This is a genomic window from Streptococcus pseudopneumoniae (assembly GCF_001070815.1).
In the GTDB taxonomy this organism is placed as follows: domain Bacteria; phylum Bacillota; class Bacilli; order Lactobacillales; family Streptococcaceae; genus Streptococcus; species Streptococcus pseudopneumoniae_P.
This window is the reverse complement of sequence record NZ_JVLX01000062.1, coordinates 1-25,860: the sequence shown is the minus strand read 5'-3', so window position 1 is coordinate 25,860 and position 25,860 is coordinate 1. Positions and strand designations below refer to the sequence as shown.

Sequence of the window (25,860 nt, the reverse complement as noted above, 5' to 3'; positions counted from 1 at the left end):
ATCAGTCCACACCTGCGACTTCCGCTTCGCACGTCGCCTGCGTGGACTGTCTGCTGTTGGATAACTTTTTAATTTCCTCCAAGAAATCATATCCTTTTGGTATAAGGGGAGTATAAAACTCTGATATGACACTTGTTCCTACATCAACATAGCCACGACCTTTGATTCGCTTTAAGAAGAAATCCTTTTGTACGTCACTGCCAAACATCATGCCATAGCCCATTTCAGACATACGACCTAAAGCCACTCTGAAATTAAACTGATCACGGATTCCGTCGCCTAAATATTTTGCGTCTGGACGTTGACAAGCCAGTATTAGAAAGAAGCCAGCTTGACGACCTAACATGACAATCTGTTTCAGCTTATTCATAACTGCGGTGTTTTCTTTTGTTCCCAGCATTTCCATGAAAGCGACGTATTCATCAAAGATTAAGAAGTGTGCCGGGAGACCTAAGTAAGCATAATTTTTGCCAGTCTTATAGTTCTTCATCTGCTTCATTTCCTCACTACGTTTCATCATTTCTTCATAGAATGTTTCAATGCAAGAAAGCAAGTCTTCTTTTCTATAGTAGACATTTGCCATCACAGAACCTAAGTCCGCAAGGTCAGCATTTTTCGGGTCAAGAATATACAGTTTTGAATCTGTATGAAGCAAGGCTTCAATCAGTGTCAGTATAAAGTAAGTTTTACCGCCACCTGTACCACCAGCAATCAACATATGAGGGAGCTTATCATATTCCCACCATACGTTTTTCATTAAGCGAAGTTTACCATCTTTAGCTTCTACTTCATCAATAGAAATACGACTGGCTATGGTGTCATAGAGCAAAGTATATTCCACATAGGAATCCTTTAACTCTTTATCCGTCAGCTCACAGTACAAGCCACTCTCTAATTTCTTTTCCAAGTGTAAGAGTTGGTCTTGATATTTTCCCAGCGTGATTTCCACCCGTATCTGTATCAAGCCATTTTTAAGTCGATAATACATTTTAGGGAAGTAGGTTATCTTTTCCTTTGTACGACCAGCACTATCTTTAAAGAAACCCTCTGTTTTGACCTGTTCAGATTCATACCACTTGTTTTCAAGTATCATCTTTGCCAGTTTTTGACGGTGGTAAAGTTGTTTAACCGTATCATAGCGAACCCGTTTGAATACAAACGCTACCAGCAAGCAGATAAGAATTGCGACACTGAAACTGATAATTAAATAGGGAATGTCAATCTTATCTGCTTGTGATAGGTTAAAATCCTGCCAGTTGATCTGCTGGATTGTCTTCACATGAAACAGTCCGACAACCAGCAGGAAAACAGGCAGGAGTGACGCTATCGTAAAATGAAAGACTAAATCTTTACCAGATGGGCGAATCCTTTTACCACGCTGTTTCATGCGAAAAAGTCTCCTTTCTACCTAGCGACTATTTGTCTTGTGTCGGTTCTTTCTTTGCTTGTGGTTGAGCTTTGAATGAACTAGAATCCTTTGTCAGCACAATATCGTCTGCCTTGATATACCAGTCAACATCTGCTCCTTGATAGGTGGCAGTAGCAACGGTGTCCGCAATGGGATTGATAAGTTCCACCCGTGCGTTATAATCAAACTCTTTCAAAGGCACGCTGGCAGGAATACTTACTTGAATCATGCGTCCTTGTCCTTTGGATTTTAAGTCATAGGTACGTTCTTTGATTTCATCTGAAACCGACCCGTCTTCATTTTGGATTCTCACTTCACGACGTAGAGCAGAGAATTTCAATTCTCCAAAAGTCGTGTCTTTATCTAATACAATGCCATTTGCTAATCTCATCATTTTTCCTCTCTTTCTTTATTCTTTTATCATGTCGTCAGCATGTAAAAGGTAATTTGTAAAACCACGAGTGCCGATTTTGTAGCCCTCTGCGGTAATACGTGGATTGACTAACTTCACACGTTCCTCAAAGCCGAAATGTTTTTCGCCAGCTTCAGCAGGAAGCACCACCACAATATCATCTGCTCTTTGAACATCAGAATAGAGATTATAGCTTCTTGATAAGACAGTTAGCCGTCCGTTGATTCTTCGCTGAACGACTTTATCCTCGCCAGCAAATTCTAAATTGCCGAATGTTTTTTCCATGTTGGGAATCACAAATTTAAGTTCCATATTTTTACCTATCCTTTCTTTTTTATTGGCTGAATGAATGTTTGATGGTCTTAAAGAGTGGGGAACGACCTTTTGATTCTTGATTTTTTGTTTTCATAAGTTCACTTCCTTTCAAAATCGGGTAAAAAAATAGACACCTCATTTTTTGAAGTGTCTACCTATTAAATATTCAAATTTTATTGGAAGTATCTTTATATCTTCACTTTTCAAGGATAAATCGTCGTATCAAAGCTCATTCATAAGTAGTAAATTAGTAGTAAATTGAGTGGTTTTGACCTTGATAAAGTGTGATAAGTCCAGTTTTTATGCGGATAACTAGATTTTTATGCTATTTTTATTTTTAAAAAACTTCTAGCCAAAACTAGAAGTTTAAAGGATTTTATCAGCTCTGTCCACTGTAAAGAGGGCCACAGTCATCAGGATATCGACGAGTAAGAGGGCAGCTACAGCTGGCACCCAAGAGTGGAAAAGGTCAAAACTGTAACCAAAGAGGGTTGGCCCAAAGGCTGCTAGGATATAGCCTCCTGTTTGAGATAAACCAGACAATTGTGCAGTCTTTTCAGGGGCGCTTGTCTTGAGTGAAAAGTTGACCATGAGATAGGGGAAGAGGGCGCTGGTCGCGGTTCCGATGAGGATATGGATGGCAAGCCAGTAAAAGAAATTACCGATTGGGAAAAAGAGCATGGAAATACCGACCACGCCAGCCAGTGAAACCAGAGTGAGCATGAGCTGACGGTTGCGAGTAGACAAGCTGGTTGTCAGGCTTGGGATAGTCATTGAAAAAGGAATGCTAATCAGGGAGAAGATAGAGGTTAGCAAGCCAGCTTCGTGACTGGATAGGCCTGCATGGATGGCCATGGTAGGTAGCCAGGTCATAGCGGTGTAAAAGAGCAAGGATTGAAAACCTGCAAAGACAATCACTGCCCAGACCTGTTTATTATGCATGACCTTTGTTTTGCTTTTTTGTTTGGTTTGTGGAGCCAGTCTGTGATTATAGCGGTGATTAGGCAGCCAGACCAAAAAAGTTGCTAGGCAGAGCAGGGTGAGGAGGATGATAAGTCCTTTCCAAGAACTGGCTTGTGTAATAGGCACAGCCAGATAGGAGGCCAGAGCCGTTGCAATCCCCATAGAAGTTACATATAAGGTAGTCAGAAAACCAATTTTCTTTGGTTGATTGGCTTGGATGAGACTAGGAAGCAGAACATTGATGACTGCGATACTTGCCCCAACCATCAAGGTTCCTAGATAGAGCAGGGGCAGATTGATTAGTCGAATCAGTGAGCCGATGGTCAAGAAGAAGAGGCTGTAGGTGAAGAGATGTTCTAAGCCAATTTTCTGAGCCAGCCGGGTAGAAAAGAGCGAGAAGAGGGTAAACATGAGGAGGGGAAGGCTGGTCAAGACACCAAGCGAACTAACTTCTACTCCCAGCCCTCGCGAAATATCTCCCAAAATAATGGGTAAAACAGTAAAAGGAGTCCGCAAGGAAACACCAATTAGTATAATACCTGGAACAAAAAAGAGTGATTGCTTTTTCATATAATACCTCTTCTAGCTGATTTTAATAACAGCTTATTTTAAGGTTTTTTCCTTATAATGTCAAGTAAGGTTTTGGGCTTTCAAGATAAAAATGGGAAAGTCTTGAAAATTATGATAAAATAGTGGAAGGAAATCTATACATTGGAGAAAAACTGTGTCTGAAAAGCAAAAAATCAGCGTATTGATATCGGTCTATATCAAGGAAAATCCGACATTTTTAAAGGATGCTATTGAGAGTGTTCAAAATCAGACCCTGAAACCGAGCGAATTGGTTCTGGTTGAGGATGGGCCTTTGACACCTGAGCTCTATCAGGTATTAGACCAGCTTGAAGCTGAGTCTGATATTCCAGTGAAACGCTATCCTCTTGAGCATAATCAAGGTTTGGGTCTGGCTCTTCGACAGGGTGTTTTGCAGTGTCAGTACGATATCATCGCTCGTATGGATACGGATGATATAGCTGTTCCAGACCGTTTTGAGAAACAGGTTCAGCTAATGGAGAAGGAAAACCTCGACCTATTAGGTGGACATATTGCAGAGTTTATTGACAATCCTGATGAGATTGTTTCTTACCGTCGTGTTCCAACCCAGCATGCAGATATTGTAGCTTATCAAAGGATGAGAAGTGCCTTTAACCACATGACTGTCATGTTCAAGAAGGACATGGTTCTCAAGGCAGGCAACTATGAGGATGGGCTTTATATGGAGGATGACCTCCTCTGGCTCAATATGATTGCTGCAGGAGCTAAGACTGGAAATCTGGATCAAATCTTGTGTAAGGTTCGTGTTGGAGCAGGAATGTTTGAGCGTCGTGGGGGACTGCGTTACCTCAAACTCTATCGTCAAGCTCGTCAACGCATGCTGAAGCGAGGACAAATTTCTTACATGGAGTATGCCAAGAGTGTTGCCATTCAGATGGTGGTTGCCCTTTGTCCTGGATTTGTCCGACAGTTTATTTTTATGAAACTGTTACGAAAAAGCAAGTAAAAGATTGTAGCAAATCATAAACTAGAGAAAAAGTGTTATAATAACAATATAACTATTCGGCTCTTTTAAGGAGGAGTAAATTTCTATGAATAAAAAACTCACAGATTATGTGATTGATCTGGTGGAAATTTTAAATAAACAACAAAAACAGGTTTTCTGGGGAATATTTGATATTTTGAGTATGGTGGTTTCCATCATTGTATCTTATATCTTATTCTACGGATTGATTAATCCAGCACCTGTTGACTACATCATCTACACGAGTTTGGCCTTCCTGTTCTATCAATTGATGATTGGATTTTGGGGATTGAACGCTAGTATCAGTCGTTACAGTAAGATTACGGATTTCATGAAAATCTTTTTTGGTGTGACTGCTAGCAGTATCTTGTCATATAGTATCTGCTATGCCTTCTTGCCTCTCTTCTCCATCCGTTTTATCGTGCTCTTTATCTTGTTGAGTACTTTCTTAATTTTATTGCCACGGATTACTTGGCAGTTAATCTACTCTAAACGCAAAAAGGGAAGTGGTGATGGAGAACACCGTCGGACTTTCTTGATTGGTGCCGGTGATGGTGGAGCTCTCTTTATGGATAGTTACCAACATCCAACTAGTGAATTAGAACTTGTCGGTATTTTGGACAAGGATTCTAAGAAAAAGGGCCAAAAACTTGGTGGAATTCCTGTTTTGGGTTCATATGATGATCTGCCTGAATTAGCCAAACGCCATCAAATCGAGCGTGTTATCGTTGCGATTCCGTCGCTTGACCCGTCAGAATATGAACGTATCTTGCAGATGTGTAATAAGCTGGGTGTCAAGTGTTACAAGATGCCTAAGGTTGAAACGGTTGTTCAAGGGCTTCACCAAGCAGGTGGAGGCTTCCAGAAGATTGATATCACAGACCTTTTGGGTCGTCAGGAAATTCGTCTTGATGAATCGCGTCTGGGCGCAGAACTGACAGGTAAGACAATCTTAGTCACAGGGGCTGGTGGTTCAATCGGTTCTGAAATCTGTCGCCAAGTTAGTCGCTTTAATCCTGAACGCATCGTCTTGCTCGGTCATGGGGAAAACTCAATCTACCTTGTTTATCATGAATTGATTCGCAAGTTCCAAGGGATTGATTATGTACCAGTTATTGCCGATATTCAAGACTATGACCGCTTGTTGCAAGTCTTTGAGCAGTACAAGCCAGCTATTGTTTATCATGCGGCTGCTCACAAGCACGTTCCTATGATGGAGCGCAATCCAAAAGAAGCCTTCAAAAACAATATTCGTGGAACTTACAATGTTGCTAAGGCTGTTGATGAAGCTAAAGTACCTAAGATGGTTATGATTTCGACAGATAAGGCGGTTAATCCACCAAATGTTATGGGAGCAACCAAGCGCGTGGCTGAGTTGATTGTCACTGGCTTTAACCAACGTAGCCAATCAACCTACTGTGCAGTTCGTTTTGGGAATGTACTTGGTAGCCGTGGTAGTGTGATTCCAGTCTTTGAACGTCAGATTGCTGAAGGTGGTCCTGTAACGGTGACAGACTTCCGCATGACCCGTTACTTTATGACTATTCCAGAAGCTAGCCGTTTGGTTATCCATGCTGGTGCCTATGCCAAGGATGGAGAAGTCTTTATCCTTGATATGGGCAAACCAGTCAAGATTTATGACTTGGCCAAGAAAATGGTCCTTCTAAGTGGACACACCGAAAGCGAAATTCCAATTGTTGAAGTTGGAATCCGCCCAGGCGAAAAACTTTACGAAGAACTCTTGGTTTCGACCGAATTGGTTGATAACCAGGTTATGGATAAGATTTTCGTTGGTAAGGTTAATGTCATGCCTCTAGAAGCCATCGATCAAAAAATTGAAGAGTTCCGCACTCTTAGTGGAGATGAGTTGAAGCAAGCTATTATCGCCTTTGCCAATCAAACTACCCACGTTGAATAAAAAAGAAAAACGCATATTATCAGGTCTTGAAAAACCTTGGTAATATGCGTTTTGTTATGTGTAAACTTGCTTCATTTTATTCTGATACTCAATAAAAATCAAAGAGCAAACTAGGAGGCTAGCCGAAGGTTACTCAAAGCACAGCGTTGAGGTTACAGAGAAAACTAACGTGGTTCGAAGAGTATGAAATTGAGTATTTGCCCAGTCTCCGTTATATTATTGAAAATACTCCAAAACTTCTATGGGTTTGTGAGCGATAAAATCAGGATGATAGTTTAGCAAGTCTGCTTGCTCTCCAAATCCCCAAGTGACGGCCAATTTCTGAATGCCTGTTTCTTGAGCTCCCATCATATCAAACTTGGTATCTCCGATGATGATGGCTTGTTCCGGTGCTAGTTGATGTGCCTGCAAGGCTTGGCGAATGACATCTGCCTTATGGGGTGCTTTAGGGCTGGAACCATAAATGCTATCAAAGAAATGATAGATTTCCAAGTTTTTAGTCATGTCTTGAGCGGTTGGAGTATTCTTTGTAGTGGTGATATAAAGAGGGTAATTGCTCGATAACTTCTCAAGCAAGTCTACAATCTGAGGAAAGAGTTGAGCTTCATGGATGCCTTTCTCCTTATAGTAAGAACGGTATATCTGGACAGCCTCAGAAATTTGGTCTTTGGGAAGGCAGGTCGCAAAACTACTTTCGAGGGGCGGTCCCATAAAACCACGAATAGTTTTGGCATCAGGGCTAGGTACCCCCAACTCCTTAAAGGTATGGGTAAAGGCATTGTGAATCCCGATAGAACTGTCAACGAGGGTTCCATCCAGATCGAAAAAGATAGCTGTGATAGAGGTCATGGTTTCTCCTATTTTGATAAGTTATTCTCCGAAAATTTCTTTTTGGAGGCGACGACCAGTAGGGGTGGCAGCGAGTCCACCTTCAGCTGTTTCACGAAAGGCAGTTGGCATGCTTGCTCCTACTTGGTACATGGCATCGATAACTTCATCCACAGGAATTTTAGATTCGATACCTGCCAGGGCCATGTCTGCTGCGATGAAGGCAAAGCTAGCTCCCATGGCATTACGTTTAACACAGGGAACTTCAACCAAGCCGGCAACAGGGTCACAGATGAGGCCTAGCATATTTTTAATGACAAAGGCAATGGCCTGACTGGCCTGATAAGGTGTTCCACCGGCAGCTAGAGTCAAGGCTGCAGCACTCATAGCAGAGGCCGAACCAACCTCGGCCTGACAGCCACCTTCAGCACCTGAGATAGAGGCATTGTTTGCGATGACTAGTCCAAAGGCACCGGCAGCAAAGAGAAAATCCAGCTGTTGCTCGTGGCTGAGGTCTAATTTTTCAATAGCAGCAGTGAGAACGGAAGGCAGACAGCCAGCACTTCCAGCGGTTGGAGTGGCACAAACCAAGCCCATTTTGGCATTGTGTTCATTGACTGCAATGGCATTTCGGGCAGCAGAGAGAATCGTGTAATCTGACAGAGTTTTTCCGTTTTTAATGTAGTGATCCAATTTGGCAGCATCTCCACCTGTCAGGCCACTACGAGATTTATTTTCATTGAGACCAAGTTGGACAGAGGCTTTCATGACTTCCAGATTGCGTTCCATGAGAAGGAAGACTTCTTCACGTTCGCGACCGGTCAATTCAAACTCTGTTGTAATCATGAGTTCTGCGACATTTCCTTGAAAGTCCAGATCTGCTTGCTCGACCAATTCTTTGATAGAATAAAACATGCTTCCTCCTATTTAAAGAAATTGACATTGTGGAGATGAGGGATTTTTCGAATTTCTTCGATGGCCTCATCACAGTTGCGACTGTCAACTTCGATAATCATAATAGCTTTTTCACCAGCTTTTTCACGAGTAACATTCATCTGAGCGATATTGATACCATAGCGGGAAAGGGCCTCTGTTACGAGGGCAATCATACCTGGAATATCTTGATGAACAATGATGATAGTCGGTGTATTCATATTGAGAGAGACGGCAAAGCCATTGAGTTCAGTTACCTGAATATTTCCTCCCCCGATAGAAATACCAGTCACGCTAATGGTCTTATGAGCATTTTTGACGGTAATTTTAGTGGTGTTTGGGTGAGGGGCATTGCTGTCTTTCTGAATGGTCCAGACAATCTTGATGCCACGCTTGTGGGCAATTTCCAGGCTGTTTGGGATTTCAGGATCATCTGTATCCATGCCCAAAATACCTGCAACAAGGGCTAGGTCTGTTCCGTGACCACGATAGGTCTTGGCAAATGAGTTAAATAGTTGGAATTCGACTTCTGTCGGAGTATCATCAAAAATGGAAGAGACAATCTTCCCAATACGAACAGCACCAGCTGTATGGCTACTAGATGGGCCAATCATAACTGGTCCGATGATATCAAAGACAGATTGAAAACGAAGTGATTTCATCAGTTTCCCCTTATAAAAATTCTTATCTCTATTATATCAAAGAATGAAGGTCTTGGCTTTAATTGTGGATGAAAACCTTTTTACACTACAAATAGCATAAAAAAGCATCTTTTGTAACAAAAAATGGCTTATTTAGAGAAATAAAAAATAATTTTGTAATATTTCTACATAAAAGTGTCAAGAAACGGTAATATTTAAAGGGTATGATAGAACTATAGAAAGAAGGAGAATTTTCAAATATGAAATCAACAACTAAAAAGATTAAAACAACTCTTGCAGGAGTAGCTGCCTTGTTTGCAGTATTTGCTCCATCATTTGTATCTGCTCAAGAATCATCAACTTACACTGTTAAAGAAGGTGATACACTTTCAGAAATCGCTGAAACTCACAACACAACTGTTGAGAAATTGGCAGAAAACAACCACATCGACAACGTTCATTTGATTTATGTTGGTCAAGAGTTGGTTATCGATGGTCCTGTAGCACCTGTTGCAACACCAGCGCCAGCTACTTATGCGGCACCAGCTGCTCAAGATGAAACTGTTTCAGCTCCAGTAGCAGAAACTACAGAAGTAGCAGAAGAAGCTCCAGTGGCAAGCGCACCTGCAGCAGAAGAAACGGTTGCTACAGCAGAAACTTCAGCACCAGCTGCAACTGTAAGTGGATCTGAAGCAGAAGCTAAAGAATGGATCGCTCAAAAAGAATCAGGTGGTAGCTATACAGCTACAAACGGCCAATACATTGGACGTTACCAATTGACAGATTCATACTTGAACGGTGATTACTCAGCTGAAAACCAAGAACGTGTAGCAGATGCTTACGTTGCAGGACGTTACGGTTCATGGTCAGCCGCTAAAAACTTCTGGCTTAATAACGGCTGGTATTAAGAAATAACGAACAGAATAATATGAAAAGGTCGAGGAAATCCCTCGACTTTTTTATATTTCTTTCGGTTGATAATAGATCTCCACTTCTTTTTTGAGAAAGGCTAGAATGGAAGTTTCATCGGTCAGCTCTAGAAGGGAGAACCCTTTTTGGATAAGTTTGGCATCATCCCTACAAATCCCAATACGGACATAGCAGATAGCAAGCATATCGTAGCTTTTCTTGTTCTTGGCATCCTCTAGTAAAGTATAGCAGATTTGTTGACACATGTTTTTGTCTTGATGGTATAAGTAAATGGTGGAAATGTTGAGTAGGATTGCCATTCGTAAGTCATATAAATGTTGATAGTTTTTATAGACTTCCAAGCGTTGCAGGATTTTTCCAGTGATGAGATGGAGGTGTTCAATGGGAAAGCTGAAAAGGATGGTATTGAGGATTTTTAGGTCACTTTCATACCATGTATCTTGTTTTTCAATTTTTTCCCAAAGTTTTTTGACAGTTTGTTTCACTTGGTCTGACAGTTTCTCTGTACCATATTGACGGATATGAATGACAACTTCCAGCATATCCCTGATTTCTTCTATAGGCAGATCGTGATGGGTCTTGAGATAGTTTTGGCATGTTTCAAAAAAATCAACTAGACCACTGCCACCAATGATGGAATTCATATTGAGATAAGTTTGCATGATTTCTGTCCGTTGGCTCGGCTGATAGAGATGGCAGATGTAGTCAAACTCTTCAAAACTCATATTCATTTGCCGGAGAAGAAAATCCATATTTTCATATTTAGGAGTTACTTTACCACTTTCAATCTTTGATAGGCTGGTTCTTGAGAGAACATTTCCACAGATCTCTTCTTGGGTCAATCCTTTTGACTCACGTATTTCTTTATAGACCTTTCCGAAATCATAACGCATGATTTTCTCCTTTTCGTGAAAAAAGTTAACAAATAATAAAATCCTATTAAAAATATTGTATCATAGTAATATAAAAAGTAGAAAATAAAACTAAAATAAGATTGGTATAATTTTAAAATGGGCTTAACAGTACTATGATGTAGCTAGAAAAGGGGGGATAAAATGTTTAAAAATAAGGAACTTTTTCGAGTAGTTATGATATTTGTGATAGGAATTATCCTAATTTTAATGACACCCGTCTTATTTAAAGTTGTGATGGAACTATTTTCAAAATAAATAGGCCTCTGCTTTATGTAGAGTCGTGAATCAGGAGGTTAAGCGATGAACTACAATTTAAAATATCTTTTATCAGGAATATTTGTCCTAGTCTTTATAGGTTTCCTAGTCTGGATGCGTTATTTTAATCAGAGGAAGGAAGAAGAGCATTCGGATGTGTCTTTTGAAGCGAGGTTAGATAGTGAGGTCAAGGCCTTATATAAACAACTAGGATTGGGTGAGGAGCCTCATTATTTCTTAGCCTATCGCTACCTACATCCCTGGTTTAATTTGGCGATTTTACCACCAACAGTTGAAATTTTCTTAACTAAAATAGCGCTGGTGATGGTGACTCCAGATGAACTGCTGATAAGAAATCTTGGGAATGGGATGACTTTCACAAGTGAGCACCATCGCGATTTGCGGCAAGGACTTATCCGCATTCCAAAATCAGAGATGAAAGAATTTGAGATTCGCAACTGGAAAAGAGTTTTTGTATTGGGCGATTTTTTGACAATTAAAACAAGCCAACATAGCTATTATTTGCAGGTCAGAGATGATGGACTTCAAAAGGGAAGTCTCTCTACCAAACATTTCTCCGACTTGAAACGACAAGATTTTCTCGGATTATTGACAGATAAAAGGACATTCTGATAGACAATTGCCCCAAAAATGGAATCTCTGAATGTTCAACAATTCAAAAACCACACAGTATCCCTTTCAATTTGATTATGTTCAATATTGGAATGACTGTGTGGTTTTATTTAGAAGTTAGTTTTTGCTAGCCTTTTATGTACTTTGTTCGATAAAAGACAATTAAATTAGTGATAGCCGATTGCTTACTGCTGACCGAATGATGTAACTCCGCCACCTAAACTAGCGAGATCATCACTGTTTGTTGTGGGAACTCCAGCATTGTTACTATTGGTATTAGTTTCTGCTTGAGCTTCTGAAGTATTAGCTGCTTGATTTTGTGTACTTGCCACATCATTTCCGCTGCTGCCAGCACTATCAGATGAAGGTGGTTCGCTTGCAGGCGCTTGTGAACTGTATCTGCTCCCATTTGACTCAGTATAGGATGGAGTGTAGCTCCCTCCTCCTGAAGAATAGGTTTCTCTTTCCCCCTCGCTACTAGTCGTTCCTGTTTCTTTTTTGTCAGTCTGTTGTCCTTCTTTTTTGGTCAAGACTTCAACTTGCTTTTGGAACTTAGAAATCAGTTCTTGAATGGGTTTTATTTTTTCATCAATAGTGGCTTGTTCGCTTGTGGAGTTGATACTTTTAATGATTTCTAGTATTTTTTGTAAGGAAGTGATGGCTGTTTCAAGTGTTTGTTTGTCTTCAAACTGACTATCGGATTCCTTTATATCCATTTTTAAAGCTTTTTCAGTATAATGATTTGTGATTTTATCGGCAGTAGTAGCAAGAAAGTCTGCTAATGTTTGCTTGCCTTCGTCAGTGTTTGGCTTCAATTCTTGAATTTTTTTCCAATCCTCTATAATTGTTTCAGAATCGATATTAAAATCTTTGATGGCTTTTTTTACTTGTTCGACATCTTGTTCATTTTTTTGCCGTTTGAAGAAAGCAATATTGCCTCGTTCTGTTAAGATGTTTTCTTGATGAATGACTAAACCTATTAAAAGTCCAAGACTTGCGACAATGATAATAGTAAAAATGGTGTTTTTTGATTTTAGAATATCTTTGTAGTTTTTCACAATCGTTCTACGTACATGGATGGTAGTATCTTTAAGGGATCATGTACGTATTCCTCCTCAATATAGTATATCATTTTTAGTTTATTTTATAAATAAGATAATAAGCAGTAGCGGGATTAAGCTATAAATTACCCTCATTTCAAACAATTATATATGTATTTGCAGAGAGCTTGTAGATTATCAGTCTCTTTCTTGTCTTCTCCAACCAAGCATGTTATAATGAATACTGCTCAAGCGACCTTCAATCGTTAAGCACACACGACCTTCAATCGTGAACTAGTCATTTCGTTTATCTTTTATTACGTCGTTAACTCTAAATGAGATGCAAGCTGAGCTTGTCTGATTTATAACCTCAATCAGTCTCCCAGACTGATTGAGCGAACTCAAGTTATGCCTGCGACTCGTTGCCTAGTCCTAAAAGCAAACGAAAAGACTATACTCGAAGAAATTCTATTGAAAGTCATAGTAAATAGAATTTTGAGGGGTATAAATAAACGAATAGATGGGAGACTTACCATGAGTGATAACTCTAAAACACGTGTTGTTGTGGGGATGAGTGGTGGTGTTGATTCGTCGGTGACGGCTCTTTTACTCAAGGAGCAGGGCTACGATGTGATCGGTATCTTCATGAAGAACTGGGATGACACAGATGAAAACGGCGTCTGTACGGCGACCGAAGATTACAAGGATGTGTCTGCGGTGGCAGACCAGATTGGCATTCCTTACTACTCTGTCAACTTTGAAAAAGAGTACTGGGACCGCGTTTTTGAGTATTTCCTAGCGGAATATCGTGCAGGACGCACGCCCAATCCAGATGTTATGTGCAATAAGGAAATCAAGTTTAAGGCTTTTTTGGACTATGCCATGACTTTAGGTGCAGACTATGTTGCGACTGGGCACTATGCTCGAGTAGCGCGTGATGAGGATGGTATTGTTCACATGCTTCGTGGCGTGGACAATGGCAAGGACCAAACCTATTTCCTCAGCCAACTTTCGCAAGAACAACTTCAAAAAACCATGTTCCCGTTGGGACATTTGGAAAAGCCTGAAGTACGAAAACTAGCAGAAGAAGCAGGCCTTGCGACTGCCAAGAAGAAAGACTCGACAGGGATTTGCTTTATCGGAGAAAAGAACTTTAAAAATTTCCTCAGCAACTACCTGCCAGCTCAGCCTGGTCGCATGATGACTGTGGATGGTCGCGATATGGGCGAGCATGCAGGTCTGATGTACTATACGATTGGTCAGCGTGGAGGTCTAGGTATCGGTGGGCAACACGGTGGAGACAATGCCCCTTGGTTCGTTGTCGGAAAAGACCTCAGCAAGAATATCCTCTATGTAGGCCAAGGTTTCTACCATGATTCGCTCATGTCAACCAGCCTAGAGGCTAGCCAAGTCCACTTTACTCGTGATATGCCAGAGGAGTTTACGCTCGAATGTACGGCTAAATTCCGCTATCGTCAGCCTGATTCGAAGGTGACCGTCCATGTCAAAGGAGACAAGGCAGAGGTCATCTTTGAGGAACCTCAACGCGCCATCACACCAGGTCAGGCAGTTGTCTTTTACGATGGTGAAGAGTGTCTAGGTGGTGGCTTGATTGACAATGCTTATCGAGATGGACAAGTTTGTCAGTACATTTAGATTGACAAATTTTCTCAATTTGCTACAATAATAAAAGCAATAGAAATGATGGTCAAAGCTCATGGATGTTGCAGGCTTTTTTGTCCTGCACTTCTTTGGAGTTTTGACTGTTTTTGTGTCGTTTAAGGGAAAGGACAAGAATGACTCAGCAAGACTTTCGGACAAAAGTAGGAAATACGGTTTTTGGAGTTCGGGCGACAGCTTTGATTGTCCAAAATCGTAAGCTTCTAGTCACCAAAGAAAAGGGCAAGTATTACACAATTGGCGGTGCGATCCAAGTCAATGAAAGCACGGAAGACGCGGTAGTCCGTGAAGTGAAGGAAGAACTGGGTGTCAAAGCTCAAGCTGGGCAACTAGCTTTCGTGGTTGAAAATCGTTTTGAACAGGGCGGTGTTTCCTATCACAATATCGAGTTTCATTATCTGGTGGATTTGCTTGAAGATGCCCCATTGACCATGCAGGAAGATGAGAAAAGGCAACCCTGCGAATGGATTGACTTGGATAAGCTAGAGGATTTCCAGCTAGTTCCAGCCTTTTTAAAGACAGCCCTACCCACTTGGGACGGTCAACTAAGACACATTCATCTTGAGGAATAGGAGAGAAACATGACTTATAATTTTACTGAAGAATACGATATTATTGTAATCGGTGCGGGACACGCTGGTGTTGAGGCTTCCTTGGCCGCTAGCCGTATGGGCTGTAAGGTCCTGCTTGCGACCATCAACATTGAAATGCTGGCTTTCATGCCTTGTAATCCCTCTATCGGTGGTTCTGCCAAGGGAATTGTCGTTCGTGAAGTCGATGCCCTCGGTGGCGAGATGGCCAAAACCATTGACAAGACTTACATCCAGATGAAGATGCTCAATACAGGTAAGGGGCCAGCTGTCCGTGCTCTTCGTGCGCAGGCTGACAAGGAGCTTTACTCTAAGGAGATGCGCAAGACGGTTGAAAATCAAGAAAATCTGACTCTTCGTCAGACCATGATTGATGAGATTTTGGTTGAAGACGGCAAAGTTGTCGGTGTTCGTACAGCGACCCATCAAGAGTATGCTGCTAAGGCTGTTATCGTGACGACAGGGACGGCCCTCCGTGGGGAAATTATCATTGGAGACCTTAAGTATTCATCAGGTCCTAACCACAGCCTAGCTTCGATTAACCTTGCCGATAATCTCAAGGAATTGGGACTCGAAATTGGTCGTTTCAAGACGGGAACCCCTCCACGTGTCAAGGCTTCTTCTATCAATTATGACGTGACCGAGATTCAGCCAGGAGACGAAGCGCCTAATCATTTCTCATACACTTCACGTGATGAGGATTATGTCAAGGACCAAGTGCCATGCTGGTTGACCTATACCAATGGTACCAGTCATGAGATTATCCAAAATAACCTCCACCGTGCGCCTATGTTTACAGGTGTGGTCAAGGGAGTGGGACCTCGTTACTGCCCATCGATTGAGGACAAGATTGTGCGCTTTGCGGACAAGGAACGTCACCAACTCTTCCTTGAGCCAGAAGGGCGCAATACTGAGGAAGTCTATGTTCAAGGACTTTCAACCAGTCTGCCTGAGGATGTCCAGCGTGACTTGGTTCATTCCATCAAAGGTTTGGAAAATGCAGAGATGATGCGAACAGGTTATGCCATTGAGTATGATATGGTCTTGCCTCACCAGTTGCGTGCGACTCTGGAAACCAAGAAAATCTCAGGACTTTTCACTGCTGGTCAGACAAATGGAACGTCAGGTTACGAAGAGGCAGCAGGCCAAGGGATTATCGCGGGTATCAATGCGGCTCTGAAAATCCAAGGCAAGCCTGAGTTAATTTTGAAGCGCAGTGACGGCTATATCGGGGTGATGATTGATGACTTGGTGACCAAGGGAACCATTGAACCTTACCGTCTCTTGACCAGTCGTGCTGAATACCGTCTCATTCTTCGTCATGACAATGCCGATATGCGTTTGACAGAGATGGGACGCGAGATTGGACTTGTGCATGATGAACGCTGGGCTCGTTTTGAAATCAAGAAAAATCAATTTGACAATGAGATGAAGCGACTAGATAGCATCAAACTCAAGCCAGTCAAGGAAACCAATGCCAAGGTTGAGGAGATGGGCTTCAGGCCGTTGACAGATGCAGTGACAGCCAAGGAATTCCTTCGCCGTCCAGAAGTTTCTTATCAAGATGTGGTGGCCTTCATCGGACCAGCAGCAGAGGACTTGGATGACAAAATTATCGAATTGATTGAAACAGAAATCAAGTACGAAGGCTATATTTCCAAAGCCATGGATCAGGTTGCCAAGATGAAACGTATGGAAGAAAAACGCATTCCAGCCAATATTGATTGGGATGACATTGATTCTATCGCGACAGAAGCCCGTCAGAAGTTCAAACTCATCAATCCAGAAACCATCGGCCAAGCTAGCCGTATCTCGGGAGTAAACCCAGCAGATATTTCTATTTTGATGGTGTATCTTGAAGGTAAAAATCGTAGTATTTCTAAAAATCAAGAAAAGAAAGCATAGAGAAAAACAGCTCCGATGACGGGGCTGTTTTGTTGACTTGTACTCAATGAAAATAAAAGAGCAAACTAGGAAGCTAGCCGTAGGTTGCTCAAAGCACTGCTTTGAGGTTGTAGATAGAACTGACGAAGTCAGTTACATATATAATCCAAGGCGAAGTTAACGTGGTTTGAAGAGATTTTCGAAGAGTATTATTCTTCGTCTGGTGTGAGAATCATCGGGATGATGATCGGTTCACGTTCTGTATTTTCATAAAGGAAGGGGCGAATAGCGTTGACAATGGCACCATTGACTGATTGCACGCTAGCATCCTTGTTTTTCAGTGCGATACGAATGGCATTGAAGAGGATGCGCTGGCTTTGGCGAATCAAGTCGCCAGACTCTCTCATGTAGACAAAGCCTCGGCTGAGGATGTCTGGACCAGATAGAATCATCTGAGACTTGAAGTCGACAGTTGCGACTGCCAGAACGACACCGTCTTCAGATAAATCGCGACGATCTTTAAGGACAGCAGCACCGATTTCACCGATACGATTTCCATCGACATAGATATCTTGGGCGTTGAAATGACCTGCGATACGAGCAGAATCTGCGGTAAGGGCAAGCACATCACCATTGCTCATGATAAAGATATTGTCCTTCTCAACACCAGTATCCACTGCTAGTCCAGCGTGGACCTTTTGCATGCGGTATTCACCGTGTACAGGCATGAAGTATTTTGGCTTAATCAAGCGGAGCATGAGTTTTTGCTCTTGCTGGCCACCGTGTCCAGATGTATGGATATTGTTCACTTTACCGTGGATAACTTCGACACCAGCTTCTGAAATAATATTGATCAGCTTGTTGACGCTAGTCGTATTTCCAGGGATTGGACTTGAAGAGAAGATAACTGTATCACCAGGTTGGAGTTGTACCTGACGGTGGGTTCCGTTGGCGATACGAGAGAGGGCAGCCATCGGTTCCCCCTGACTACCTGTACAGAGGATGAGAACCTCGCCCGCAGGGTAGTCTTTAATTTCATTTGGCTCGATAAAGGTTCCCTTAGGAGCTTTGATGTAACCAAGCTCGATTCCGTTGACAATGGCTTTTTCCATAGAGCGACCAAAGACCGCAATCTTGCGTCCAGTCTTAACAGCGGCTTCTGTCGCTTGCTGGAGACGGAAGATATTTGAGGCAAAGGATGCAAAGATGATACGTCCTTCAATGCCTTGGATAATCTTCATGATGGACTGGCCAACGACTTTTTCAGAGTTGGTAAAGGTTGGAATTTCTGCATTTGTCGAGTCAGACAGGAGACAGAGTACACCTTCTTCACCAAGCGCAGCCATACGGTGCAAATCTGCTGGTTCACCAACTGGTGTTAAGTCAAACTTGAAGTCACCCGTACAGACAATTTTCCCTTGAGGAGTATGAATGACAATCCCCAAAGGCTCTGGAATAGAGTGAGTCGTTCTAAAGAAAGTTGCCTTGAGATTTTTAAAGGTCAACTCAGTGTTGTGGTTGATTTCGTAAAGTTTGGCGTTGCGCAAGAGGCCGTGTTCTTCGAGTTTCCCACGGATCAAAGCCAAGGCAAGTGGTCCAGCATAGATAGGGACATTTGCTTGCTTGAGTAGGAAAGGAATCCCACCGATGTGGTCCTCGTGTCCGTGTGTGATTAAGACAGCCTTGACGCGGTCGATATTGTCCACGATGTATGAGTAGTCAGGAATGACATAGTCGATACCCAGCAAGTCATCTTCTGGGAATTTAATCCCAGCATCGACGATAACAATCTCGTCTTGGTATTCAATCCCGTAAGTGTTTTTCCCGATTTCTCCCAGACCACCGATGGCAAAAACGCCGACTTCTTCAGGTTTAAGAGTGTAGGCCATATTAGAACTCCGTAATTTCGAAGGCGCCAGTTTCTTTTTCGTAATCTAGCAATTTGTCAGACAAGAGTTCGATATACTCGATATTGTACTCTGGGCGATTTTCTTCGACAAGTTGGCGAGCAGCGATACGGCCCTCAAGTTCTGAGTTAGCATCGATGTCTAGGTATAGTGCGCGTGTTGTTTCACGGCGTGGGCTACGTTCTTTTGTTTCTTGATAAAAAACTTTGTAAATCATATAGTTCCTTTCTATTTACAGGTCAGCTTATTCCAAACTTTTAGCAGAGAATTGCTTGATTTCATTCCATTTTTGTCTAGATTGACCTTGATTCGTTACAATTATTTCAATTATACCACAAAATGAAAAATTAGTAAAAGACGGAAACGAGAAAGTCATAGGGTTACTCGTTGGTAAGCGTTTGCAAAAATAAAGAAAATATGTTATTTTGATAATGGAAGTGGAATTTATCATTTGTCACAATTCCCTATAGTTTTTAAGTCAAGGAGGTTGCCCTATGTATAATTTATTTGCTTTTGCTATCGGAGCTCGCTTAGTAGCTTTTATTGTTTTTGTTGCTTGCGTTTATGGAGGGAATCTTCTATTTGCCAAACTGGAACAACGACAAACCAAGTTCTTGTGGAAAATTACCTTTGTGACTCTCTACTCGCTTTTTCTCCTCCTCGTAACCTATGTAGTTTGGTTTATATTTTACTTTGGATTAAATGCTTAGATGCCCTGCTCTGCTGGGGTATTTTTGTTTGGGGGCAAAGAAAATTCCACCCCATCTATCAAGATGAGGTGGTCTTTGCATTTTTCTAAAATGACATGACAATGGAATTTTCAGAGCTTATTAGCTTTATATTAATGATTCTTCTGCTCAAAAATAGAGTTGAAGACTAAAAACAAAACAATACAAACAGATAAATCGATTGGTAAAGGGATAGTAGTAATGTTTAAATCATTGAGAATGCTGAGCAAACTATAAGAGATAAAGATAATAAAATTTATCCTTCTAAAAATGTGTTTTTTATCTAGCATGACTTACCAAACTTTTTACGAAGGTCTTTTCCAATGGTATAACCTGCCATAAATAAAGCGATACCAACACCTACACCAAAACCACCCTTTATTTCTTGCAATTCCTTATTAGAAATTTCACAATAGTTGTTCAAATCTTTCATCATATTAATCTCCTCCTAAAAAATAACCAGCTGCCAAACCAGAACCTATAAGTGCTGTTCCACCTGCAATAGCTTTCCAAGATACTGCTACTCCAAAGATAACCAAGGGAGCGAGACCGCCATCAATATCTGATAATTCATTTTCAGATAAGGATAAAAATTGATTGTCAAGAACGTCAAAATTTGTCATTGAACTTTCCTCCTTTTTTCTTGTTCACTTTTATATTCGGAAAAGAAAAGGAAAAGTGAGCATTTTTTAAATTATTTTTTAGCTAAGTATAGGCATTTTTGTTTGGGGGCAAAGAAAATTCCCATGTGCCAGCTTTTGTAGTATAATAGTAAGCAGACAAAAAGATAGGAATGTGTTATGAAAGTATTAGCTTTTGATACGTCCAGCAAGGCTCTTTCTCTCGCTATTTTAGAGGACAAGCAGGTTCTTGCCGAGACGACGATTAATATTAAGAAAAATCACAGTATTACCCTTATGCCTGCCATCGATTTTTTGATGGCAAGTTTGGATTGGACACCCAAGGATTTGGACCGAATCGTGGTGGCGGAAGGGCCAGGTAGCTACACAGGTTTGCGAATCGCGGTAGCAACTGCCAAGACTTTGGCTCATACCCTGAACATTGAGTTAGTTGGTATGTCTAGCCTCTTGGCTCTGGTGCCCTACCAACAAGAAGGCTTGTTCGTTCCCTTGATGGATGCGCGTCGCAACAATGTTTATGCAGGATTTTATGAAAATGCCAAACCTGTCATGCCAGAAGCGCACCTATCTTTTGAAGAGGTGTTAGAGAAAGTTAAGGGTGCTAGTCAGGTAACCTTTGTCGGAGAAGTTGCCCCCTTTGTGGAGCAGATTCAAGAACACTTGCCAAGGACTAATTACAAAGAAACCTTGCCTAATGCAGCCAATCTTGCTCTTTTGGCTTGGGACAAGGAAGCAGACTCCTTGCATGACTTTGTGCCGAACTACCTCAAGCGTGTTGAGGCTGAGGAAAACTGGCTCAAGAACCATACCGAGTCTGGTAAGTCCTACATTAAACGCCTATGATAGAAATCAAACGAACTCACCAGCAACCTGATCTGGCTCAAGCCATCTACGCTGTTATGATAGCTGTTTACCCAGTCAGTCCTTGGACGCTGGAACAAATCCAAGCAGACCTGTCCCAAGACCAGACTTGGTATGCTCTAGCTTATGATGGGGAAGAAGTGATTGGCTTTCTAGCTGTGCAGGAGAATCTTTTTGAGGCAGAAGTCCTGCAAATCGCTGTCAAACAAACCTATCAGGGTCAGGGAATTGCATCAGCCTTGTTTGCTCAATTGCCGACAGACAAGGAGATTTTCCTCGAAGTCAGAAAGTCAAATCACCGAGCACAAGCATTTTACAAGAAAGAAAAGATGGCAGTCATCGCTGAGCGAAAGGCCTACTACCATGACCCAGTCGAGGATGCCATTATCATGAAGAGAGAAATAGATGAAGGATAGATATATTTTAGCATTTGAGACATCCTGTGATGAGACCAGTGTCGCCGTCTTGAAAAACGACGATGAGCTCTTGTCTAATGTCATTGCTAGTCAAATTGAGAGCCACAAACGTTTTGGGGGCGTAGTGCCAGAAGTAGCCAGTCGTCACCATGTCGAGGTCATTACAGCCTGCATCGAGGAGGCGTTGGCAGAAGCAGGGATTACCGAAGACGATGTAACAGCTGTGGCGGTTACCTATGGACCTGGCTTGGTGGGAGCTTTACTAGTTGGTTTATCAGCTGCTAAGGCCTTTGCTTGGGCACATGGACTTCCGCTGATTCCCGTTAACCACATGGCTGGTCACCTTATGGCAGCTCAGAGCGTGGAGCCTTTGGAGTTTCCCTTGCTAGCCCTCTTGGTCAGCGGTGGACACACAGAGTTGGTTTATGTTTCGGAGGCTGGTGACTACAAGATTGTTGGGGAAACGCGAGATGACGCGGTTGGTGAGGCCTATGATAAGGTCGGCCGTGTCATGGGCTTGACCTATCCTGCCGGTCGTGAGATTGACGAGCTGGCTCATCAGGGGCAGGATATTTATGACTTTCCTCGTGCCATGATTAAGGAAGATAATCTGGAGTTTTCATTCTCAGGTTTGAAATCTGCCTTTATCAATCTTCACCATAATGCCGAGCAAAAGGGAGAAAGTCTGTCTACAGAGGACTTGTGTGCATCCTTCCAAGCAGCTGTCCTGGATATTCTCATGGCAAAAACTAAGAAGGCTTTGGAGAAGTACCCTGTTAAAACCCTTGTCGTGGCAGGTGGGGTAGCAGCCAATAAAGGCCTTAGAGAACGCCTAGCAACTGAAATCACAGATGTCAATGTCATCATTCCACCTCTGCGCCTCTGCGGAGACAATGCAGGTATGATTGCCTATGCTAGCGTTAGCGAGTGGAACAAAGAAAACTTTGCAAACTTGGGCCTCAATGCCAAACCAAGTCTCGCTTTTGATACTATGGAATAAAGAGTCAGCTTAAGGCTGACTTTTTTACTTGCCGAAATGTCAGAATATTTTGACAAATAAATGTAAATAATGATATAATATATAAAGAATAGGAGGTGGTCAGATGATTGGGAGAATGGAATTGGGGGAATTTTACAAGGAATTACGTTTGGCTAGAAAGCTCAAGCAGTCAGATGTGGCTTGTGCTGGACTAACAGCTTCTCAGCTATCCAAGTTCGAACTAGGGCAGTCTATGCTGTCTGCAGATAAGTTGATTCTAGCTATCCAAGGTATAAATGTGACCTTTGATGAGTTTGGGCACAAGCTCAACAACTATCAAGAATCTCCACATATGCGAATTGGTAGAAAGGTTGTGGATCGCTTTGCCCACCAAGATATAGCTGGTTTAGAGCAACTGTTGGAGGAAGTCGAGCAAGAACAGATGGCAGAGACCTATCGTCGTTTGAATGCCATTGTAATTAAAAACGCACTCCATTCCTTAAATAAGAACTATCCATTAGTAAAAGAAGATAGCGAGTTTTTGACTATCTATCTCTATGCTATTGAGTCTTGGACCTGGTTTGAACTCTATCTCTTTTGCAATACCATGCCCTTCTTGAGCAATCAAGATTTGATATTTTTATCGACCGCTTTAATTGAGAAATCTAGGGAATTTAAAGAGTTGGTACATAATCGATTGTATATGAAAAGTGGATTTCTGAATATTATATCAGAACTCATGGAGCGTAAACTTTTCTCTTATATCCCAATTTTTGAAGCTGAGCTAGAGAGCATGCTTCGTCCATACGATGTTTTTGAAAAAGTATTGTGGCAGTTTTTAAAGAAAATGAAGATTTTCCTTCAAACCAAAGGAAGCAATCAAAAAGAGATTGAAAGATTTATCCAATCTCTGCAAGTATTAGAAAATCCACAATTGCTAGCCCTCTTCGAATTGCGTTTGAAGCAATACAAAGAACTTATTGAGTAGTCAACAATTGCAAATCTGAAATTTCTATAAGAAAAAATATCAAATATGCGATTTTCTAAAATAAGCTAATTTTCGTGTTATACTATCCTTGTAAAGCACTTCAAGCAGATCCTAAGTCGCAGAAGTGGTTTATAGATGGGAATTCGTACAGTATATGTTTAATTATGAGCATACTGTAAATGGCTGGACTAAAAGTGAAACTTGGCGTCCTAGATAAAATGAGGTAAACGATGGAAAAACAAAGTCAGTTACAAATGTTAATTCATTCCCTATACAATAATAAAGAAATTAGCTTGACGGAAGAATTTAGGAAGCAATTGCTGGAAACAGCAAAACAGTTCTCTAGTACTAATGAAGATTTGTTAGCTGTACGTCTTTCTTTTGCCGTCTCTAAAGAATTGTTGAGCTTTAAAGGTGAACCGCCGACAGAGTTGTTGGATTTAGCAAAATTTGTCCAAAAGAAAGAAGCTAAATACAAGCAGGGAATAGTGTGGTCTGGTATTTTTAAGATATGATTTATTATAAAATACGGCATGAACATCATATAATGGATGAATCTGAATATGAGCAAGGCTTGGAGTTCAATATTAAACCAAGTCTTGTTTTCTATACACTGGAACTTTAAAAGGAGTTGTGATGAAAGTATTTCTTCAAAATAGAAATTTTAGGCAATTAACCATCAACCAGTGGATTTCAACGGTTGGGGATACGATTTTTTATCTGGCCTTTTTGAATTATGTGGCAGATGCATCTTTTGCCCCTTTGGCGATTTTACTGATCACGATTTCAGAAACCCTTCCTCAAGTTCTGCAAATCTTTCTGGGAGTTTTGGCGGATTTTCAACATCATCGTGTCCTAAAATATACAATGATTAGTTTTGCAAAATTTTTGCTTTACTCTATCGTTTCTTTATCACTTTCAGGGCAGTCCTTTTCCTTGTTATTAGTAGCATTTATTTGTCTGATTAACCTCTTATCTGACACATTGAGTTATTTTTCAGGCGCCATGCTCACTCCGATTTTCATTAGAATTATTGGGCAAGACCATCTGGCAGAAGCTATTGGATTTAAACAGTCAACTGTTAGTTTAGTGAAAACAATCAGTAATATTCTAGGAGGAGTCTTACTAGGTATTCTATCTATCCAGTCTATTTCCTTACTGAATGCTCTGACCTTTTTAATCGCATTTTTAGGTATTCTTTTCATAAAAACAGACCTCTTGAAAGTAGAAAAAACGATTAGCTATCAAGAAGGACTCTCTGTAAAATCCTTTTGCCAGCATCTGCTCCAATCATCAAAATTGATATGGAATATGAATAAGGTGCTCTTGGTTTTGTTTATTATCTCTATTAGTCAAGCAGTGATAAATGTTACAGTTCCTGTTTCTACTCTGTTTTTGAGGAATCAGCCCTTTTTGAATTTACAAACAGGTCAATCTCTTGCCTTGTTATCCACCCTTGAATTGTCAGCCCTTATTGTCGGAAGCCTTGTGAGTGGCTATCTGAAGAATACAATCTCCATAAAACTAGCCCTATATGCCTCGCTTATTATCCAATTACTCCTTTTAGTTGGCTTTGTGGCAGTTCGTTTTGACTGGATTCTTATCTTTAGTGCCTTGGATGCCTTTTTCGCAGGTATCCTCTCTCCTCGATTACAGGAACTCATTTTTAAACAAATACCTGAGGAGTCAATGGGAGCAGTTCAATCCTCTATCGGTGCCATTACAGTTGTTTTACCTAGCTTATTTACAATAGCTTTGGTAACCATTGCTACTAGCTTTGGAACTCTGGCAGTTAGCTTTGTTTTATTGCTATTTCTTCTAGCTGCCTTTATCATACTCTTGAATATCCGTGAAAACATTTAGCGAAGAATGTGTATATTATATGTTTGAGACTGGATTCCAGTCTGTTTATGATGGCTACAATCAGCAGACTGTTAAATTTTTGAGAAAGTTGCTTGACATTTCAGACCAATCGGTTTATAATTCAAAAATGTAGAGATAAATACATGAGAAAAGAAGAAAAAACAAGACTACGAAGAGAGGAAATCATTACCGCTGCTTTGTTTGAATTTGCTACAAAAGGCTATCAAGGTTTTGTCATCAATGAACTTTGTAAAGTGGATGGTATTTCCAAAGGAGTTTTGTATCATAATTTTTCAGGGAAATCAGACCTCTATCTAACTTGTTTTCAGGAGAGTTTTGAGAAAGCTTTGGCAGTGTTTCTGGGGGTGGAAGGTCAAGTGCCCTCCTTAGCTGATTATATGGAAAGACGTCACCAATTTTATCAGCAATACCCAGAACATAGCCACATTTTCTTTGAGGCAATGATTGCGACACCAGAAGAATTGGAAGCAGACATTGCACCACAGAAAGCTATCTTTTTGGACTTGAATGAACAAGTTTGTCAAAAACTTATATCAGAA

Annotated in this window: 28 protein-coding genes; 15 read left to right on the top strand and 13 right to left on the bottom strand. The window is 41.2% G+C overall.

The annotated features are described in order from the left end of the window. Nucleotide 1 precedes the first annotated feature (1 nt). From ADG81_RS07620 to ADG81_RS07605, 4 genes are all read right to left on the bottom strand, one after another. Complete coding sequence (locus ADG81_RS07620) at nt 2–1,387, bottom strand: FtsK/SpoIIIE domain-containing protein (RefSeq protein ID WP_049551382.1); 1,386 nt, start codon at nt 1,385–1,387, stop codon at nt 2–4. 28 nt (nt 1,388–1,415) lie between these two features. Continuing rightward, complete coding sequence (locus tag ADG81_RS07615; RefSeq protein ID WP_000985015.1) at nt 1,416–1,802, bottom strand: YdcP family protein; 387 nt, start codon at nt 1,800–1,802, stop codon at nt 1,416–1,418. 15 nt (nt 1,803–1,817) lie between these two features. Next, a complete protein-coding gene (locus ADG81_RS07610; protein WP_000420682.1) occupies nt 1,818–2,132 on the bottom strand; it encodes a YdcP family protein in 315 nt (104 codons plus the stop codon). Nucleotides 2,133–2,501: 369 nt separating this feature from the next. After that, a complete protein-coding gene (locus ADG81_RS07605) occupies nt 2,502–3,668 on the bottom strand; it encodes a CynX/NimT family MFS transporter (protein WP_049551381.1) in 1,167 nt (388 codons plus the stop codon). A gap of 154 nt (nt 3,669–3,822) precedes the next feature. Here ADG81_RS07605 and ADG81_RS07600 point away from each other — a divergent pair, with 154 nt between their 5' ends. Together ADG81_RS07600 and ADG81_RS07595 are read left to right on the top strand one after the other, a co-directional pair. Further along, on the top strand, nt 3,823–4,653 hold the full coding sequence (locus ADG81_RS07600; protein ID WP_001291454.1) for a glycosyltransferase: 831 nt from the start codon (nt 3,823–3,825) through the stop codon (nt 4,651–4,653). Nucleotides 4,654–4,738: 85 nt separating this feature from the next. Then, a complete protein-coding gene (locus tag ADG81_RS07595) occupies nt 4,739–6,589 on the top strand; it encodes a polysaccharide biosynthesis protein (protein WP_045605200.1) in 1,851 nt (616 codons plus the stop codon). A 216-nt stretch (nt 6,590–6,805) separates the two neighbouring features. Here ADG81_RS07595 and ADG81_RS07590 read toward each other — a convergent pair whose 3' ends face one another. The 3 genes from ADG81_RS07590 to sdaAB are packed head-to-tail and all read right to left on the bottom strand — an operon-like array spanning nt 6,806 to nt 9,012. Further along, complete coding sequence (locus tag ADG81_RS07590) at nt 6,806–7,438, bottom strand: HAD-IA family hydrolase (RefSeq protein WP_000200878.1); 633 nt, start codon at nt 7,436–7,438, stop codon at nt 6,806–6,808. Between the two features lie 21 nt (nt 7,439–7,459). Beyond that, nucleotides 7,460–8,332, bottom strand: coding sequence for an L-serine ammonia-lyase, iron-sulfur-dependent, subunit alpha (gene sdaAA, locus ADG81_RS07585; protein ID WP_000500041.1), 873 nt, complete (start codon nt 8,330–8,332; stop codon nt 7,460–7,462). 8 nt (nt 8,333–8,340) lie between these two features. Then, complete coding sequence (gene sdaAB / locus ADG81_RS07580; RefSeq protein WP_000838912.1) at nt 8,341–9,012, bottom strand: L-serine ammonia-lyase, iron-sulfur-dependent subunit beta; 672 nt, start codon at nt 9,010–9,012, stop codon at nt 8,341–8,343. Nucleotides 9,013–9,251: 239 nt separating this feature from the next. On the opposite strand from sdaAB, the gene ADG81_RS07575 reads away from it, so the two are divergent. Continuing rightward, nucleotides 9,252–9,899 carry a LysM peptidoglycan-binding domain-containing protein gene (locus ADG81_RS07575; protein WP_049551380.1) on the top strand — a complete coding sequence of 216 codons (648 nt, stop codon included), beginning with the start codon at nt 9,252–9,254 and terminating at the stop codon, nt 9,897–9,899. 51 nt (nt 9,900–9,950) lie between these two features. Here ADG81_RS07575 and ADG81_RS07570 read toward each other — a convergent pair whose 3' ends face one another. Continuing rightward, nucleotides 9,951–10,814, bottom strand: coding sequence for a helix-turn-helix domain-containing protein (locus tag ADG81_RS07570; RefSeq protein WP_049551379.1), 864 nt, complete (start codon nt 10,812–10,814; stop codon nt 9,951–9,953). Nucleotides 10,815–11,135: 321 nt separating this feature from the next. Here ADG81_RS07570 and ADG81_RS07560 point away from each other — a divergent pair, with 321 nt between their 5' ends. Beyond that, entirely contained in the window at nt 11,136–11,723 is a 588-nt protein-coding gene (locus ADG81_RS07560) for a hypothetical protein (protein WP_049551378.1), read from the top strand. A gap of 185 nt (nt 11,724–11,908) precedes the next feature. Here the strand turns inward: ADG81_RS07560 and ADG81_RS07555 are convergent, their stop codons facing one another. Then, nucleotides 11,909–12,781: a hypothetical protein gene (locus tag ADG81_RS07555; RefSeq protein ID WP_049551377.1), complete on the bottom strand. Its 873-nt coding sequence runs from the start codon at nt 12,779–12,781 to the stop codon at nt 11,909–11,911. A 516-nt stretch (nt 12,782–13,297) separates the two neighbouring features. On the opposite strand from ADG81_RS07555, the gene mnmA reads away from it, so the two are divergent. The 3 genes from mnmA (at nt 13,298) to mnmG (ending at nt 16,938) form a co-directional block, all read left to right on the top strand. Then, on the top strand, nt 13,298–14,419 hold the full coding sequence (gene mnmA, locus ADG81_RS07550; RefSeq protein WP_049551376.1) for a tRNA 2-thiouridine(34) synthase MnmA: 1,122 nt from the start codon (nt 13,298–13,300) through the stop codon (nt 14,417–14,419). Between the two features lie 140 nt (nt 14,420–14,559). Next, the gene (locus ADG81_RS07545; RefSeq protein ID WP_049551375.1) at nt 14,560–15,015 is read left to right on the top strand and encodes an NUDIX hydrolase; all 456 of its coding nucleotides are present in this window, start codon (nt 14,560–14,562) and stop codon (nt 15,013–15,015) included. A gap of 9 nt (nt 15,016–15,024) precedes the next feature. Next, nucleotides 15,025–16,938, top strand: a complete 1,914-nt coding sequence (gene mnmG / locus ADG81_RS07540) for a tRNA uridine-5-carboxymethylaminomethyl(34) synthesis enzyme MnmG (protein ID WP_049551374.1) — start codon at nt 15,025–15,027, stop codon at nt 16,936–16,938. 188 nt (nt 16,939–17,126) lie between these two features. On the opposite strand, the gene rnjA is transcribed toward mnmG, so the two are convergent. Together rnjA and ADG81_RS07525 are read right to left on the bottom strand one after the other, a co-directional pair. After that, nucleotides 17,127–18,806, bottom strand: coding sequence for a ribonuclease J1 (gene rnjA / locus ADG81_RS07530; RefSeq protein WP_049551372.1), 1,680 nt, complete (start codon nt 18,804–18,806; stop codon nt 17,127–17,129). A 1-nt stretch (nt 18,807) separates the two neighbouring features. Then, nucleotides 18,808–19,041: a DNA-dependent RNA polymerase subunit epsilon gene (locus ADG81_RS07525; protein WP_000639571.1), complete on the bottom strand. Its 234-nt coding sequence runs from the start codon at nt 19,039–19,041 to the stop codon at nt 18,808–18,810. Between the two features lie 277 nt (nt 19,042–19,318). On the opposite strand from ADG81_RS07525, the gene ADG81_RS07520 reads away from it, so the two are divergent. After that, on the top strand, nt 19,319–19,534 hold the full coding sequence (locus ADG81_RS07520; protein ID WP_049500723.1) for a hypothetical protein: 216 nt from the start codon (nt 19,319–19,321) through the stop codon (nt 19,532–19,534). Between the two features lie 301 nt (nt 19,535–19,835). Here the strand turns inward: ADG81_RS07520 and cibB are convergent, their stop codons facing one another. Continuing rightward, a complete protein-coding gene (gene cibB, locus ADG81_RS07515) occupies nt 19,836–19,988 on the bottom strand; it encodes a fratricide two-peptide bacteriocin subunit CibB (protein WP_000974044.1) in 153 nt (50 codons plus the stop codon). A 1-nt stretch (nt 19,989) separates the two neighbouring features. After that, entirely contained in the window at nt 19,990–20,175 is a 186-nt protein-coding gene (cibA, locus tag ADG81_RS07510) for a fratricide two-peptide bacteriocin subunit CibA (protein ID WP_000180841.1), read from the bottom strand. A gap of 177 nt (nt 20,176–20,352) precedes the next feature. On the opposite strand from cibA, the gene tsaB reads away from it, so the two are divergent. The 7 genes from tsaB to ADG81_RS07475 form a co-directional block, all read left to right on the top strand. Beyond that, nucleotides 20,353–21,036, top strand: coding sequence for a tRNA (adenosine(37)-N6)-threonylcarbamoyltransferase complex dimerization subunit type 1 TsaB (gene tsaB / locus ADG81_RS07505; protein WP_020901818.1), 684 nt, complete (start codon nt 20,353–20,355; stop codon nt 21,034–21,036). After that, the gene (gene rimI / locus ADG81_RS07500) at nt 21,033–21,470 is read left to right on the top strand and encodes a ribosomal protein S18-alanine N-acetyltransferase (RefSeq protein ID WP_020901819.1); all 438 of its coding nucleotides are present in this window, start codon (nt 21,033–21,035) and stop codon (nt 21,468–21,470) included. Before tsaB ends, rimI begins: the two co-directional genes overlap by 4 nt. After that, nucleotides 21,460–22,470 (top strand): tRNA (adenosine(37)-N6)-threonylcarbamoyltransferase complex transferase subunit TsaD, encoded by a 1,011-nt coding sequence (gene tsaD, locus ADG81_RS07495; RefSeq protein ID WP_049551371.1) that lies wholly within the window; start codon nt 21,460–21,462, stop codon nt 22,468–22,470. The genes rimI and tsaD overlap by 11 nt, the downstream gene beginning before the upstream one ends. A 103-nt stretch (nt 22,471–22,573) precedes the next feature. Next, complete coding sequence (locus ADG81_RS07490; RefSeq protein WP_004254984.1) at nt 22,574–23,437, top strand: Rgg/GadR/MutR family transcriptional regulator; 864 nt, start codon at nt 22,574–22,576, stop codon at nt 23,435–23,437. Between the two features lie 230 nt (nt 23,438–23,667). Further along, nucleotides 23,668–23,952, top strand: coding sequence for a bacteriocin immunity protein (locus tag ADG81_RS07485; protein WP_004254985.1), 285 nt, complete (start codon nt 23,668–23,670; stop codon nt 23,950–23,952). A 121-nt stretch (nt 23,953–24,073) separates the two neighbouring features. Then, nucleotides 24,074–25,300 (top strand): MFS transporter, encoded by a 1,227-nt coding sequence (locus tag ADG81_RS07480; RefSeq protein ID WP_004254988.1) that lies wholly within the window; start codon nt 24,074–24,076, stop codon nt 25,298–25,300. Nucleotides 25,301–25,443: 143 nt separating this feature from the next. Next, a partial coding sequence (locus ADG81_RS07475) for a TetR/AcrR family transcriptional regulator (RefSeq protein ID WP_049551370.1) occupies nt 25,444–25,860 on the top strand: 417 nt, incomplete at its 3' end.

Excerpts from the sequence above, each read along its gene's own strand:
- ADG81_RS07595 (WP_045605200.1), top strand. The coding sequence starts at position 4,739 with ATGAATAAAAAACTCACAGATTATGTGATTGATCTGGTGGAAATTTTA.
- ADG81_RS07525 (WP_000639571.1), bottom strand. The coding sequence starts at position 19,041 with ATGATTTACAAAGTTTTTTATCAAGAAACAAAAGAACGTAGCCCACGC.
- ADG81_RS07490 (WP_004254984.1), top strand. The coding sequence starts at position 22,574 with ATGATTGGGAGAATGGAATTGGGGGAATTTTACAAGGAATTACGTTTG.
- mnmA (WP_049551376.1), top strand. The coding sequence starts at position 13,298 with ATGAGTGATAACTCTAAAACACGTGTTGTTGTGGGGATGAGTGGTGGT.
- cibA (WP_000180841.1), bottom strand. The coding sequence starts at position 20,175 with ATGACAAATTTTGACGTTCTTGACAATCAATTTTTATCCTTATCTGAA.
- ADG81_RS07480 (WP_004254988.1), top strand. The coding sequence starts at position 24,074 with ATGAAAGTATTTCTTCAAAATAGAAATTTTAGGCAATTAACCATCAAC.
- ADG81_RS07545 (WP_049551375.1), top strand. The coding sequence starts at position 14,560 with ATGACTCAGCAAGACTTTCGGACAAAAGTAGGAAATACGGTTTTTGGA.
- rnjA (WP_049551372.1), bottom strand. The coding sequence starts at position 18,806 with ATGGCCTACACTCTTAAACCTGAAGAAGTCGGCGTTTTTGCCATCGGT.
- cibB (WP_000974044.1), bottom strand. The coding sequence starts at position 19,988 with ATGATGAAAGATTTGAACAACTATTGTGAAATTTCTAATAAGGAATTG.
- ADG81_RS07620 (WP_049551382.1), bottom strand. The coding sequence starts at position 1,387 with ATGAAACAGCGTGGTAAAAGGATTCGCCCATCTGGTAAAGATTTAGTC.
- ADG81_RS07590 (WP_000200878.1), bottom strand. The coding sequence starts at position 7,438 with ATGACCTCTATCACAGCTATCTTTTTCGATCTGGATGGAACCCTCGTT.
- ADG81_RS07485 (WP_004254985.1), top strand. The coding sequence starts at position 23,668 with ATGGAAAAACAAAGTCAGTTACAAATGTTAATTCATTCCCTATACAAT.
- ADG81_RS07560 (WP_049551378.1), top strand. The coding sequence starts at position 11,136 with ATGAACTACAATTTAAAATATCTTTTATCAGGAATATTTGTCCTAGTC.
- ADG81_RS07610 (WP_000420682.1), bottom strand. The coding sequence starts at position 2,132 with ATGGAACTTAAATTTGTGATTCCCAACATGGAAAAAACATTCGGCAAT.
- ADG81_RS07605 (WP_049551381.1), bottom strand. The coding sequence starts at position 3,668 with ATGAAAAAGCAATCACTCTTTTTTGTTCCAGGTATTATACTAATTGGT.
- mnmG (WP_049551374.1), top strand. The coding sequence starts at position 15,025 with ATGACTTATAATTTTACTGAAGAATACGATATTATTGTAATCGGTGCG.
- sdaAA (WP_000500041.1), bottom strand. The coding sequence starts at position 8,332 with ATGTTTTATTCTATCAAAGAATTGGTCGAGCAAGCAGATCTGGACTTT.
- sdaAB (WP_000838912.1), bottom strand. The coding sequence starts at position 9,012 with ATGAAATCACTTCGTTTTCAATCTGTCTTTGATATCATCGGACCAGTT.
- ADG81_RS07520 (WP_049500723.1), top strand. The coding sequence starts at position 19,319 with ATGTATAATTTATTTGCTTTTGCTATCGGAGCTCGCTTAGTAGCTTTT.
- ADG81_RS07615 (WP_000985015.1), bottom strand. The coding sequence starts at position 1,802 with ATGATGAGATTAGCAAATGGCATTGTATTAGATAAAGACACGACTTTT.
- tsaB (WP_020901818.1), top strand. The coding sequence starts at position 20,353 with ATGAAAGTATTAGCTTTTGATACGTCCAGCAAGGCTCTTTCTCTCGCT.
- rimI (WP_020901819.1), top strand. The coding sequence starts at position 21,033 with ATGATAGAAATCAAACGAACTCACCAGCAACCTGATCTGGCTCAAGCC.
- ADG81_RS07575 (WP_049551380.1), top strand. The coding sequence starts at position 9,252 with ATGAAATCAACAACTAAAAAGATTAAAACAACTCTTGCAGGAGTAGCT.
- tsaD (WP_049551371.1), top strand. The coding sequence starts at position 21,460 with ATGAAGGATAGATATATTTTAGCATTTGAGACATCCTGTGATGAGACC.
- ADG81_RS07570 (WP_049551379.1), bottom strand. The coding sequence starts at position 10,814 with ATGCGTTATGATTTCGGAAAGGTCTATAAAGAAATACGTGAGTCAAAA.